This is a genomic window from Acidiphilium multivorum AIU301, from assembly GCF_000202835.1.
Classification (GTDB): domain Bacteria; phylum Pseudomonadota; class Alphaproteobacteria; order Acetobacterales; family Acetobacteraceae; genus Acidiphilium; species Acidiphilium multivorum.
Map to the genome: position 1 here is coordinate 33,844 of NC_015187.1, position 13,402 is coordinate 47,245.

Annotated in this window: 11 protein-coding genes; 4 read left to right on the forward strand and 7 right to left on the reverse strand. The window is 61.5% G+C overall.

Annotated elements, in window-relative coordinates:
* Positions 1-4 precede the first annotated feature (4 nt).
* From ACMV_RS18545 to ACMV_RS20375, 6 genes are all read right to left on the reverse strand, one after another.
* Positions 5-2,611, reverse strand: coding sequence for an AAA family ATPase (locus ACMV_RS18545; RefSeq protein WP_013641236.1), 2,607 nt, complete (start codon positions 2,609-2,611; stop codon positions 5-7).
* On the reverse strand, positions 2,608-2,832 hold the full coding sequence (locus ACMV_RS18550) for a hypothetical protein (RefSeq protein WP_013641237.1): 225 nt from the start codon (positions 2,830-2,832) through the stop codon (positions 2,608-2,610). The genes ACMV_RS18545 and ACMV_RS18550 overlap by 4 nt, the downstream gene beginning before the upstream one ends.
* A gap of 58 nt (positions 2,833-2,890) precedes the next feature.
* Positions 2,891-5,059, reverse strand: a complete 2,169-nt coding sequence (locus ACMV_RS18555) for a DNA methyltransferase (protein ID WP_013641238.1) — start codon at positions 5,057-5,059, stop codon at positions 2,891-2,893.
* On the reverse strand, positions 5,056-5,874 hold the full coding sequence (locus tag ACMV_RS18560; RefSeq protein ID WP_013641239.1) for a hypothetical protein: 819 nt from the start codon (positions 5,872-5,874) through the stop codon (positions 5,056-5,058). Before ACMV_RS18560 ends, ACMV_RS18555 begins: the two co-directional genes overlap by 4 nt.
* Positions 5,871-6,458 (reverse strand): recombinase family protein, encoded by a 588-nt coding sequence (locus ACMV_RS18565; RefSeq protein WP_013641240.1) that lies wholly within the window; start codon positions 6,456-6,458, stop codon positions 5,871-5,873. Before ACMV_RS18565 ends, ACMV_RS18560 begins: the two co-directional genes overlap by 4 nt.
* Before the next feature lie 267 nt (positions 6,459-6,725).
* Positions 6,726-7,400, reverse strand: coding sequence for an SOS response-associated peptidase (locus ACMV_RS20375; protein WP_013641241.1), 675 nt, complete (start codon positions 7,398-7,400; stop codon positions 6,726-6,728).
* Positions 7,401-7,473: 73 nt separating this feature from the next.
* On the opposite strand from ACMV_RS20375, the gene ACMV_RS18570 reads away from it, so the two are divergent.
* The gene (locus tag ACMV_RS18570; RefSeq protein WP_013641242.1) at positions 7,474-7,851 is read left to right on the forward strand and encodes a LexA family protein; all 378 of its coding nucleotides are present in this window, start codon (positions 7,474-7,476) and stop codon (positions 7,849-7,851) included.
* A 2-nt stretch (positions 7,852-7,853) separates the two neighbouring features.
* On the forward strand, positions 7,854-9,110 hold the full coding sequence (locus tag ACMV_RS18575) for a Y-family DNA polymerase (RefSeq protein WP_013641243.1): 1,257 nt from the start codon (positions 7,854-7,856) through the stop codon (positions 9,108-9,110).
* A gap of 17 nt (positions 9,111-9,127) precedes the next feature.
* Here the strand turns inward: ACMV_RS18575 and mobQ are convergent, their stop codons facing one another.
* A complete protein-coding gene (gene mobQ / locus ACMV_RS18580) occupies positions 9,128-11,164 on the reverse strand; it encodes a MobQ family relaxase (RefSeq protein ID WP_013641244.1) in 2,037 nt (678 codons plus the stop codon).
* A gap of 193 nt (positions 11,165-11,357) precedes the next feature.
* On the opposite strand from mobQ, the gene ACMV_RS18585 reads away from it, so the two are divergent.
* Together ACMV_RS18585 and ACMV_RS18590 are read left to right on the forward strand one after the other, a co-directional pair.
* Entirely contained in the window at positions 11,358-11,687 is a 330-nt protein-coding gene (locus tag ACMV_RS18585) for a hypothetical protein (RefSeq protein ID WP_013641245.1), read from the forward strand.
* A 93-nt stretch (positions 11,688-11,780) separates the two neighbouring features.
* Positions 11,781-12,320 carry a hypothetical protein gene (locus ACMV_RS18590; protein ID WP_013641246.1) on the forward strand — a complete coding sequence of 180 codons (540 nt, stop codon included), beginning with the start codon at positions 11,781-11,783 and terminating at the stop codon, positions 12,318-12,320.
* Positions 12,321-13,402 lie beyond the last annotated feature (1,082 nt).

Genomic DNA, 13,402 nt, shown 5'->3' on the forward strand with positions numbered 1-13,402 from the left:
GGATTCAGGGCAACCTCGCAGCGCCCTGACGCTGCCGAAGGCTGTCCGCCCAGGTCGCCAAGGCATCAATCTCGGCCGTCAGTGCTTCTGGCCTTGGCAGAGGGCGGTTCAACGCAGCGGCGGCGCTATGCAGCAGTTCGGAACAGCGACCAAAGCCGTCACGCATGGCCTCGCAGTCGGGAACCGTGATCGCGGTCAGCTTGACCAAGCCAGGCGTCTTCACTTCGTTGGACAGTCGCCGGATGACGTGTCCGACAACTTCTTCAACCGCGATCTCCCACGTATCACGCAACGTCGCAGCGATGGATTTGACGGACTTGCGCCACTCGTCGAGATTGCCTTGCTCGAAATGGTAGCGTTCACCCGCAAGCTGATTGCTCAGACTTGTGGTGATGTCACTGACCCGACGCGCTTTGAATGGCGGCTCGCTGCGGCAGAAGCCTGCCTTGTCAGCACCCCGGCTGATGGAGCTAATCGCAACCGGCGGCTTTGGCTGCGCATCGTCAGCCGCGCGATTCAACTCGAACAGGAACGCAAGGTCATGAGTGAAGACGATGACCTGGCGATGAGCGGCCTCAGCAACCAGGCGTTTAGCTACGGCTTCCCGGTGCATGTGGTCGAGCGAGGAAACGGGATCGTCAAAGACGATGCCGGACTTGTTTTCGGTGGTGGCGAGTTCGGCCATGAACGCGGCCAAGGCAACGCAGCGATGCTCGCCTTCGCTCAAGACCTGTCCCACCGCAGCCGTGGGCTTTCGTGTAAGTGCGACCTTAAAGCGAGGGATGCCCTGAACGCTGTTTTGCTGTCGAAGCTCCACAGCGAGGCCAGCAATCTCGAAGCTCGCCACCTCGCGAGCAAATTGCGCGCGTAGCGCGTCTGTCACCAAAGCCTGAGCGATCTCAGTGCTCTTTGTGGTGACGCGGTTGGTAGCGGTGTCTCGCTGGGCCGCCTCAAGCCGCGCGATTTTCTTCTGGCGTTCGATTTCGGCGAGAACATCGGCTTTTATGCTACCAAGCCATTGCCGATCCACAAGCTCGGCCTTTTCGGCAAGCACGGCGGCGCGGGCTGGAGAGCCAGCCTCCGCGACAAGGGCGTTCGCCCGAGTCTCAATGCCCGCTGCTTGATCGACCAGCGCCTGGCGCGAATATTCTGTAACGGGCACGTCAATGGCGGCGCTTGGATTTGCGTGGCGTCGCCTGATCTGGCGATGACGCCACAGGGCGCGAAGGGTCGCGCCCCTGATCTCCATCGCCAAGGCATCCTGGCGCAGTTCGTCGCGGACGGTTGCCACAATGTTCACAAGATCGGCCAACGAAACAGCCTCACCCTTGAACGTTGCCAGCGCCCTGTCGTATGCGACGCGCGCAGCGTCGGCACGTTGCTGGCTGTCGTCGCGCACAAAAGCCTCGAAGCGATTGAGCCGATCAGCGGCGACGGGCGTCAATTCCTGCTGGCAAAGCACGCATACGCTGCCGTGGTCTGTGACGGGGAATCGCCGTTCGGGATAGGCTTCCGCATCAGAAAATGCTCGGGCACTGGCCCATAGCGCCTGCCAAACCTCCGACCCAATCTGCGGCAACGGTTCGTCGCGGAAAAGCGCACTGGAAGCAGCTTCTGCGGCCCGGCGTGCGGCATCGCTATCAACGGCAAGGCGGCGCAGGTTATTGGCGGAATCGTCGCTGATTGAAGCAAATAGCCGATCCAGGCGCGCAATGTGCCCGTCAACCTTGGCCTTCATCGCCGCAAGCTGGCGCGCCGCGCGAGCCGGATCACCTGCCAGGTCCGCCGTGAGCTGCGCCAATCGGTCTTGCTCTGCTTGCGTGAGCGTTGCCAACGCTTCGACCGTCGCCGGCGCAGTGTTGGCGGTGAGCCGGGCCATGAGCTTGCCGACCGCTGTGTCCCGGCTGCACGCCGGGGTCCTGATCGCTTCGGGCGTTTGCGCCTTTATCTGCGCGATCTCGGCTGCCAGCTTATCCTTGACCGACTTGCAGAGCTGCGCCAGCGCACCTAGCAGCTTGAGCGGAAACGGCGTGTAAGCCACGTCATTCGTATCGTCCACGTGGACGTTCGCGGTACGGGAATCGAACACGCTGATGCCTGAAAGCGCGTTGTCGGCAGCCTGACCAAGCTGCCAAGCGCAAGTGCGGTTCTGACCGCTAATCGCGTATTCAATCGTGGCGCTCGGCGTGCCTGGTGCAGCGTCATAGATGTCGGGGGCGATTTCCTCGGCTCGGCCAGGCATACGGGCGCGACATACCTTCTTGAGAATCCGCGCGTAGCCGGATTTTCCCGATCCGTTGTCGCCATAGATGATCGTCAAACCGACACGGTGGAGCGTCAGCCGTTGGTCGGGAGCCAGAGCATTAACATGCAGGACTCCATGCACCTGCCGCAGATAGACTTCCCCCTGATCGCGGTTCGGGCCGCGAAGGTGCCCCGCTTCCAGCGGGACCGCCAGATTATCGCCCTTGCAGATGGAAGCCAGCTCGTCGATCTCGGCCGACTCCAGGGCCGCTTGCGTTGCAAGTCGGCGCAGTGCGTCGCGCTGCCAGCCAGGACTGTCAGCAGACCACGCGAGGATGTTGGCGAGCGCCTCCGCTTCCGTTGTCATACGCCTTCGCCTCTCGGTTCGCGCCCGCTATCTGTATCAGCCTTCTCCAGGTGCCTGCTCACGGCCTCGGATAGCGTCTCGTCGGGCTGCCAGCCGAACAGATCGCGGATGCTCGCCGTTCGCGCATGGCCCGGCGGCACGAACTCGTAGCCAGCGGCGGTCAACTCAGCCGCCACGTCCTCGGTGATGAAAAACGGCTCGCTTTCGTCGTGCGGCTTCATACTGCCTCCGTGGCGGGTTTCCTGAAAGAACGAAATGCTGTCATCCCATGCTCCCGCCTCACACAGTGGCTAGTTCGGCGCCGGCCGTTTCGGGCTCGTCAGAATCGCCAGCCTTCGGCCCAACAGCCAGACGGATCGCTTCCAGATCGACCTTGATCTCATCAAAACCCAATTCGTCAGCGGCTCGGGCGATCAAGGTCTGGGCCGCACCGATCACAAAGCGATCACCCGCCGAGATGCGCAGACCAGCAGCTTGCAGCCGTGACGACAGCGCATCGACTGCCTGGCGCACGTCCTGGACAGCGGGCGACTGGTGCAGGGCAAACGCCTTCTTACGACACACGAGGATCGCATCAAGACTGATCGGATCTTTCGCCGCCGTCTTGGGGCTCGCGGCTCGCAGCTCTGCGTGAACTGGGTGAGCCGCAACAACGGCCAGGCCCGCCTCGCTGATCGCCTCGTAGATGGCAGCCCAACCCTCGGCCCGCGAGTGATGAAAGCTGAATGCCAGTACTCCGTCGTCCTTGAGCACGCGGCAGGCTTCAGTGAACACGGCAGCGAGCTGACGGGCGAACACACGCGGGTCTTTGTGCTGCACCTCGCCCTGGTCGGACGAGTCCTCGCGAGCCATCCACGGATAGCGGCCGCGAAGTACTGGCGACAGCCAGGCAAAGAAGAAATCGCTCAACTCCGAGTAGTGAACGAAATCGAAGTAAGGAGGGTCGGTCACAACCGCGTCCACCGATCCTGCGGGCATCGGCAGCTCGGAGCTGTCGCCGTTCAGGATCAGCAGGCCATGATCGGCCGTCGCCAGCTCGCCCCAAGTCTCGACGCGGCGAGCGCGGATCGGGTGGCTGGCCACCGTTTTGCGTGACCCTGCACGGTTGCCGTCCTGGTCGTGCTCGAACGCGATCTCAAAGGGCTCATCGAGGTAACGCTTGGCGCGCAGTAGGCGCGATTCGAACAGCGTGCTGAACGTGCCGCTGCTCTTGTCAGTGCCCCACACTGAGTTTTCCAACGGCGTGCGTTCAGGCTTCAGGATGTGGTTCGAGAACATGTGCCGAACGGCCCCGGTGCCCTCGCCCTTGAAGCTGCAAAACAGGTTGTTGAACTCCAAGGTGCTGGAGAACAGGCACAGCATCTGTTCCTGCACGGCTTGGTCGTCGATGCTTAGGATTTCGCGCAGCAGTAGCCCGAGACACAGTAGTTGGCGCGCATTGAAGAAGTCGCGCCAGTGGGTGTAGTTGTAGCCCCGCGCTTGGTCAGTGTTGTGGCCCGGACGGACAGAGATTTCCGGTAGCGGCAACGTCTCACTCGCAAGGCGGCCCTGGGCTTCCTCGTAGAGCGCCAAGTCCTCAGCACGCACGGGCAGATAGACCTTCGTGCCATCAGCGCGCAACGCCATCATCGCGTACATGCGATGTGCAGGAGGGGTGCCATCCTTGGGCAGCAGCTCCTTGATTCGATAGCGCTGGCCGCCCTTGGTCGTGACGTATTGACCAGCGGCCGGACCTTCCTGCGGGTTGAAGTGGTGGCCGCAGTACTGGCAGTGCATGTCGGTCGCGTCGTAGCGGTCTTCCAGCACGCCCCAGCAACCAGGGCATACGATCTGTGCTCGCGGCTTCTTCTTCGGGTAGGCATCCTGGGCGAACACGTAGCGGGACAGCAGCGGGATCACTTCGCCTTCCGGCGTCGTGACCGTCTTGACCCAGAAGCAGTACAGCACCGGGATCACTTCGCCGGTCTGGGGATCACGGGTCTGGTAGTAACGCCGAATCTCCGGTGCCACGTCACGCTCCAGCCGCTTGAAGGCGGCACGAAGCTGAGCCTCGGGCGCGGGCGTGAACGCCTGGCGCACAAGAAACGTGCTGACCGGGTTGATGTCGCAGCCGATGGCCTTGGCTCCCAGCTTGATGGCCTCGCCAAGCGTCGTGCCGCTGCCCATGAAGGGGTCGAGCACCACCTTACCGGCCAGATCGTGGGTCTTATAGAAGTGCGCCCAGGTGTCCGTGCCAGGCTGGCTCAAAGCCCCAAGCGTGATGCCACGGAACACCGATCCCAGCCGGGTCGCCCACCACTTGTGGATGTGGTATATGGGCCGATTGATCTCCTTACGCCAGCTCTCCTGCTCGGCGATCTGGCTGATCTCGACCAGAGGGAAATCGCACTCCAGTGCGGTCGCGGCGGTCGCAGGAGCGAGCCCGATCTTGTCGGTAACTGCGTTCATTCTTCGTCCGCGAAGTTGTTCTCGTCGGGCTGCACCGGGGTGCCGGTCATCGAGACGAGCTTGCTGGCTTGCCCCTTGAGCCGATAGGCGACAAATCGGTGCTGGGTGCCTGCTTTGGGGTTGGGCACGCGCTCTGCGCTCAGCTCGTTCGTGCGCAAGTCGAAGTTGTAGCCAACCACCAGCGTCTCAGCCTCGACGCGGGTAAGGTTGCCAACCATCTGGTAACGATCATCCGCACCGAAGTCTTCTGGCAGGATCAGGGTCATCAGGCCCGTGGTGCCCTCGGTCAGCGCGAAAGGGGTCGGCGCGACGTACATCTTCCGGTCGCGGATCATGATGTCGCCGTAGGTGCCAAAGCCCTTCACGCTCTTGTTCTTGTGGACGTAGTTGTGGTCGGCGTTCAGGAAGTCGCCGTGGCACACAACGAGGTCAACGACGGGGTACTGCTTGCGACCGTTGCCCTGGTCTGCGTAGCCGGACAGGTCAGCCGGATAGCGCCCGAATACGTAGAAGATTTGACGGCCGTTGTGATAGCCGGTTGGCACCTGGCTATTCGAGTCGTAGTCCCGCTCGCGTCCCGGCCACGCCAGCCCCTTGATCTCGTAGCCTTCGGTGTGCTCGACCAAGCAGAAATCGGGATAGGTGTTGCGACCCGAGCCCTCGAAGTGCATGGACAGGCTCTGGAGACGCTTCTGAAACCAGTTCTGGAAGTGGAATTCCTTGTCCTTCGCAGAGACGGATTCGATCAGCTCCCCGGCCTGGACTGCTTGGACGCATTTCTCGAACACGTCGAATGCGGTCGTCTTTTTGGTCATGTTGTCCCTTCAATGAATTCGCTCGGCCGCACCACGCCGCAATACTTATAAATCGTTGTTCGCGACACTCCGTAGTCACGGGCCACTTCAGCGACGCTAGTGTTCGGGTCGCGTAGTAGCACCTTGATCTGGCGTATCTGTTTGGCGTCCAGCTTTGGCTTGCGACCGCCCGTCCGACCTCGGGCACGAGCTGCGGCCAACCCGGCCTGCGTACGCTCTCGGATCAATCCGCGCTCGAACTCAGCCAATGCCGCGAATACGTGGAAAATCAACTTGCCCGCTGCGCTGCTTGTCTCGATCTTCTCCGCCAAACTCTCGAAGCCCACACCTTGCTGCTCAAGGTCGGCCACGATCTGAACGAGATCGGGCAAACTGCGACCAAGCCGATCCAACCGCCAGACGACAAGGGTATCCCCAGCCCGCAGCGCCTTCCGGCACTGCTCAAGCTCCGGGCGGGTGGCGTTCTTCCCGCTGGCAGCTTCCTCATAAATCACGCTGCACCCAGCCTGCGTGAGAGCATCCCGCTGCAGGTCTAGGTGCTGGTCATCTGTGGACACGCGAGCGTATCCTATGCGTTGATTCATTGACGTAACCAGAACATTGAAAACTTGACGAGTATGTTAACACTCATGAGCCGATTCGGCCATCCCGGAAATGTTGTTCCAGAAGTGTCTGGAAAACCACCGTTTTCTGGACATGGATGTACAAAATTCGCATCCGGAAAAGAAATGCGATCGTAAGTCTGATAATTGTCCTGGGCGCTTTGCTGTCCCCATATGTGGATGTTTGACGTCCAATCCTGCGATCTTCTTCCAAACCGGATTGAATCGGCCCCTGAGTTTTAGTCCGGCTTATTCTTTTGCCGGCGCTAGTAGCTCAGGCCCGTTGTTCCGAGGTGAATTGACGCCCCTTCCTACTGGCCATGTCTCAACCAGCCCAGCCGGCGCATGGTGCAAAAGTTCGGCTGCATTTCCCGCAGCTTCGCCCAACCAGACCGGCCAATCCTCACGCTGAACGATGACGGGCATGCGGTCATGCACGGGCGCTGCCGTGGCATTGGCGGTTGTGGTGATGATGGCGAAGGTGCGAAGCACTTTCGCCATGCCTGGTGTCATCCAGCTTTCCCATAGACCAGCAAACGCCATGGTTTCCCGATCCGGCCGGGCGAAGGCAAAGGGTTGCTTGCCCTCCGGTGTTACCTGCCACTCATACCAGGCATCAACCGGGACTAGGCAGCGCCGGGTGACGAAGGCGCTGCCGAACATCGGCGAGCTGGCGATGGTTTCGGCGCGCGCGTTGATCGGGCGACGGGCGGCCTTCAGGTCTTTCGTCCAATGCGGAACGAGCCCCCAAAGCAGCAGATCCAGATGCCGGGCGCCGGTTTCCGGGTGACGGCGGACGGCAAGAGCTGGCTGCGAGGGCGCGATGTTCCATGATGGCTGTGCAATATCGGGAAGTGGGTTCGTGGTGCGGAACAAGGCCCGCATCGCATCTGGTGGCTGAACGCTGGCAAACCGACCACACATAACCCCTCCTCGATCCTTTCCGCTTGCCCCGCTATTATGTTCTCGTTATGTTCCCAAACTCTCGGGAGGGGTTATGGTTGGATATAATGGCGGAAATACTACAGGTTTTGTCAGTCCGGCCGGGGATGGCCTGGAAGGACCGATCGACCTTGCCGCCATTCTCGACCTGCGGCAACCGAGCCGTTACCCCGTGCGCGTCATGGGTGATGCGCTGGCCGGCCGAGGTATCCTGTCAGGGGATATTTTGATCGCTGATGCCGCAAAGCCGCCTGCGGCAGGCCAGGTGGCCGTGGTGATGCTTGCCGGCGATGTTCTCGTGGCGCAGCTCGCCTACCGGCGCGGGCATTGGTGGCTGCTTTCGGGGAGGCCGGACACGGCGCCCTTGGCTGTTGAGGGGGATGACGCCGAAATCTGGGCCGTTGTCACCGGCCTGGTCCGCACGAAAGTCTAGCCATGCCGACCTTCGCGCTGATCGACGGCAACAGCTTCTATTGTTCGGCGGAGCAGGCTTTCGCGCCCGAGCTTCGCGCGAAGCCGCTTGTGGTGCTCAGCAACAATGATGGTTGTGCCATCGCCCGCAGCCCAGAGGCCAAAGCCCTCGGCGTCAAAATGGGCGAGCCGTGGCATCTGTTCCGTAAGCGGCCGGGGAGCCAGGCGGTTGCCTGGCGATCCAGCAATTATGCCCTGTATGGGGATATGAGCCGGCGCGTCTATGACGTGCTCACGGAGCGGGTGCCCGCCGTGGAGCCATACTCGATCGATGAGATGTTCCTTGATCTGACAGGCATCGCTGACCTCGATCGCTTTTGCCGCGATCTTCGGCGCGATGTGCGCCAGCTTGCCAAAATTCCAACCTGCATCGGCATTGGACCGACCAAGACCCTCGCCAAGCTGGCTAACCGCATCGCCAAGAACACCCCGGCCTTGGGCGGGGTGTGCGATTTGCAGTGCCCGGCCGATCGGGCAGCTTACTTCACGATGCTGCCCGTGGCGGATGTCTGGGGCATTGGTAATAGGGCTGCCGCGAAGCTGGCGGGTGCGGGGATCGAGACGATCGCGGATTTCGTCAGCCATGACCCCCAAGCCGTGCGCGACCTGCTGACCGTGACCGGCGCGCGCGTCCATGCCGAGTTGCGCGGTGTTTCATGCCTTCCTTTGTCCCTCATGGCGCCGACGCGACAGGGCATCGCCGTGACGCGAACCTTTGGCAGCCTTATTGAGACATGGCCTGGGCTTCGCGAGGCGTTGACGAGTTACACGGCCCGCGCGGCTGAAAAGCTGCGTGCCGAGGGGCTTGAGGCTGGGCAGATCGCCGTTTTCGCGCATACCAATCCCCATAACGGCGACCCTTGGTATTCCGCGCAGCGGGCGGCCGAGATTGAACCGACCGCTGACACTGGCGCACTGATCGGCGAGGCCGTGCGCTTGTTGCGCGCTGTCTGGCGGCCTGGTTTCCGCTACTTCAAGGCCGGCGTGATGCTGAATGATCTGACGCCGGCAGGCCAGCAACCAATGCTGTTTGCCACCCGAGACAAGGTGAAATCCGCTGCCGCGATGGCGGCTATGGATGCTGTCAATGCCAGGTTCGGCCGAGAGACGATGCGAATGGCATCGACAGGGACCGCCCGGCCGTGGCGGGCCAGGCAACAGCAGCTTTCGCCCCGCTATACGACGCGGGCCGACGAAATCCTGATCGGCCGCGCGTTTTGATCGTACGTTATCCGCTCCTATTCAGCCGCTTTGATGGCCTTGCCAGCAAACCGATTCTCGCCCACACGGACGGCCATCTCAGGCCGCCGGAAATAAATGGCCCGGCCGCAGCGCAGCGGCCGGCCGGATTTCGGGAAGATGATCTGCTCATCGTCCCGCATGTCGTGCATGATTTCCTCGGCGCGGATGAGTTGGCGTTTCAGCTCATGATAGGTTTTGGTCTGGCCGGTCGAGCGCGTGCCCGCTTCCAGGCCCTTTGCCGAGTTGCCGGTGTTCGAGCCTTCCGACCAGGCCAGCACGCCATATTCACCGATCGCCGCAGCCAGCTCCTCGGCGACGGCCTTAGTTTTGACGCCGGCGAAGCCATACCAGCTGACTGATTCAAACCACTTGGCCGGGCCGTCCTGGCCGAACAGCTCGCGAAGCTGGCCGATCGACTGATAGAACGGAAACAGCGTAATCTTGTATTTCCGGGCACAGTCGCGGGCGGTTTCGAGGATTTTCATGGGGCCGAGGCGGGCGGCCTCATCGAGCAGGAACAACACGCGGCCTTCGATCGCGCCATCCGCTTCGTAAGCCGCGTTCAGCAGGGCGCCCGTGATGACGCGGGCGACGGCCGGTGTAGCATCGAGCGCCTTGAGCGGAATGTTGATGAAAACCGTGGCCTTGCCGAGCGTCAGCTCAGCGCACCGGAACGTGTTGCCGGAGACGAGATCCGCATAAGCGGCGGTGGAAAGCCAAGCCGTGTCTTGGGTGGCGTTTTTGTAGATGCCGCTAAAGGTCTCATCCACAATGTCCTTCAAGCTCCCGGCCAGGTCACGGGCCAGACGGCTTTGCGAGTTCTTGTGAATATGGGCCAGGATGTTCCGCAGCTCTTTTTCAGGGGTGACGATGGCCGCGCGGACAGCGCGCAAGGTCTTTTCGTGCGGTTCCAGGCGTTCATCCCAGAGCATGTGCGCGAGCAGCGCCGTCACCAGCTCCTTGCCGCTGTTCTTGAAGAAGGAGGCGTTCTCATCGCCGCCTTGCTTGGTATCGCCGCAAACCCACTCAACCACGGCCTGCACGTCGATTTCCGCGAGCAGGGAGGATACATCGATCCAGTCCAGCACGTTAAACCCGACTTCGCGGGCCGTGCGGGGATCAAGCATATAGACCTTGTGGCCCATGGCCTCGCGCGCCTGGCGCAGCATCGGCCCCAGCTCCACCGAGGGGTCAAGGACAATGGCCGAGCCTGTCCATGTCAGCAGTGTGGAAATGGCCGTTGTCGTCTTATAGCCGCCCGATCCGGCGAACATCATGCAATGTGTTGAGCCAATCTCGCATGGATCGATAAGCAGAGGTGCCTTGCCCCCCTGCCCCCAGCTTGCACGATCCTTCGGCCGGAACGGCATGCTGGCAACGCTATCGCGGTGAACCTCGTAAGCCTCGCCCACGACAAGCCCGCCATATTCCGGGGTAGGCCCCGGAAACCGGGCGCGGGCCTCCTCCATCGTCATCCAGCGGGCATGCCCGTGGTTGTCGGTTGGGGCACGGATCGGCGCATCGCGGATGGCCTCGATGCCGGGGGGCTTGTCGAGGCTGTAGTCCTTGCCCTTGGCGAAGCTGCCGTTCTCCAGGGGGCGGGTGGTGAGCATGATGTGGGCGTGAGGTTGCGTCTCGCCGTCCTGTGCCTTGGGGGCGTGGATGGCGATATCGGCGACGAGGCCCTTGCTGGCGAACTCGGCGCGGGCGAACTCGCGGACCAGACCGGCCTGTTCGGCGGTGTTCAGTTCGCGCGGGAGGGCGACCAGGACTTCCTTGGCGGTGCGGGCATCCTTGCGCTTCTCGGCGGCATCGGCGGCATTCCACAGGCGTTCGCGATCGTGGACCCATTCGGGCGCGTTCTCTGGTGCGACGATCTCGGAGAGTTCGACGTCGCCCTTGTGGGTGTAGGCATGATCCAGTTCCTGGCGCTGGTCGTGCAGGCTGGTGCGATGCCGATAGGCGGCAGCGGCGACGCAGGATCGACCCTGACCCCGGCTGATATTCTTGATCTCGCAACGATAGATTGCCACAGAACGATCTCGACGAATGAGGAAATCAGGTTAGGCTATTTTGGCGTCATGAACAACCACGAAAGGATTGAGTGCGCGGTTACGTGTTGCTGCGCAACACACGCGGCAGTCCTGGGGGCGTTGCCCCCGCCCTGCGGGCGTCCCCCACCAATGGGCTTGCGCGCCCCTTGGAACCCCGACTAGTTTTTGTGTCATGGCAAAGCGGACGGACGACGAAATCCTTGCTGATCTCACTGCGAAGCAGCGTGAGATCGAGATGCGGATCAACGCGGTGAAGGCGCGTTCGAAAGAACGCGCCCGCAAGGAGGAGACCCGCCGCAAGGTGCTGGTTGGCGCGGTCATCCTTGCGGAAGCGGAGCGGTCTGAGGCCGCGAAGCAGCGGCTCCAAGCCCTGCTCGACAAGCATCTTGTCCGTCCTGTCGACCGCGAGGTGTTCGGACTGCCGCCTCGACCAGACCGTCCCGGCCAGGTGGGCGTATCCGGCGACGGAACCTTAAGCCCGGATGGTGACGACAGCCCATGATCGGCAGAGCTTTCTTTCCGGAGTAGCCATGACTAGTCACGCCAAGCCATGATTAGTCATGGGATATCAGAGCGATATGTGCCATGATTAGTCATGGCGAAGAACAGCAGAGACGGGAATCGAGAGCGCGCCGCCCGGCGCCGGGCGGCGCTAGCAGAGCGCGGGATCAAGCAAGTCCTGCTTATGGCTCCGGAGCAGGCCCACCCGTTGCTGAAACAAGCGGCTAGCCTGATGATCCGCGACGATGACCCTCTAGAGCCACGGGCGGCGCTGCGTCGGGCTGGCGGGGCGAATGAGCCCGCGCCGGATGAGGTGTCACCCGATCTTGCTGTTGAACTGGAAGCCGCCAAAGCCCGGATCGTGGAAGTTGAGCGTCAGGCGGAGGCACGGCTGGCGATTGTGATTGAGGCATCGGAGCGACGGCGGCGAGCCTTGGAGGTTGAGCAGGAGAGAGTCCGGGCTAGCGCCGAGGAGGCTCAGAAGGCTGCCAAGTCTGCCCAGGAAGCTGAGGAACGGGTGACGGCGGCGCAGCGGCGTGCGGAGAAGGCGGAGGCGGCCATCAGGCAGGCCAAGGCCCTGCCGGGTATCAAAGGCCGTCTGGTGCGGTTTCTGGCTGGCGACGTTCTGAAATAGCAGGAGGCCGCTGCACCGGACTTCTGCACCTGAAATTCCTACTTCCGGCCTATGGGGCGGGTGTGGTGCGAAATTCGTAAATTACGCACCGACTGGACTTTACTGACGATTAAAGTGACCTATCAGAACAAAGCAAGCCCATTGATTGATAAACCGAATGTGAGGTGACTCGGGAGGATTTGGCTGATTCAACGTCCGCTTTGATAACAACCTCGGGCAAATTGATGCAAATTGATGTCGGAGTTATTTCGCGTCTGAGTTCCGCGGCAAGATACATGCGCCCCGAGGGTGCTGAACAGCTCGCCTGGCCGAAGGCGGCGCTATTGATTTTTCTCGTCTCGATTGCGGCCTGGGCTGCCATTCTGGCGTTGTTCATCTGGCTTTGAATTGCCGGCGCACACGGCACGAGGAAGCTGAGCTAGTCGACCGTCATTCGTGCCACATCGAACAATCTCTCGGCTCGACGCTCCGGTCCTACAAAAGCATGTATTACAACCAGCCTGATGAATTCAGAGCGCGGTCCGAATCATCGGCACTGGGATTCTACCTGTTCCTCGCTACAGGGCACGGTAATGGCCGTGAAGATAGAGGGCTATGTCCATGACCACGATGGCGCTAATCATCACAACAGCAAAAGACGCGATCGGACGATCATAGAAAATGACGCTTTTCGAGCTGATGCAATCCACAGCACGAATAAGGCGTTGCCGCAGCGGCACCATCCCAAGGGTCCTTTCTTGTCGAAAATATTACACTTTTTTTATTTTCGATCTTATTGATGTCAAGACCCGCGGAACAGCGGAAATTCCGCATGGCTGATTTTCACGATCTTCTGGCTGCGCAACCTTAATCAGCCAGGATCCACGACTCGGCGATCTCCAATTCTACTCTCAGGCAGAACGAGTCCGAATAGACGGAACGCCTGCTCCAGAATCCGTATTATGGAAACGCCCCGGAAGTCGCCGGGAAGTCGTCACATAGTCGCCGCCCGGCACGGCGCCCGAGCCCAGAGTAACCCCGCCACAGAGACTGTCAAAGCACCCCGCCACAGGCGCGCCAGGGCACCGCGAATACTTGCCTCA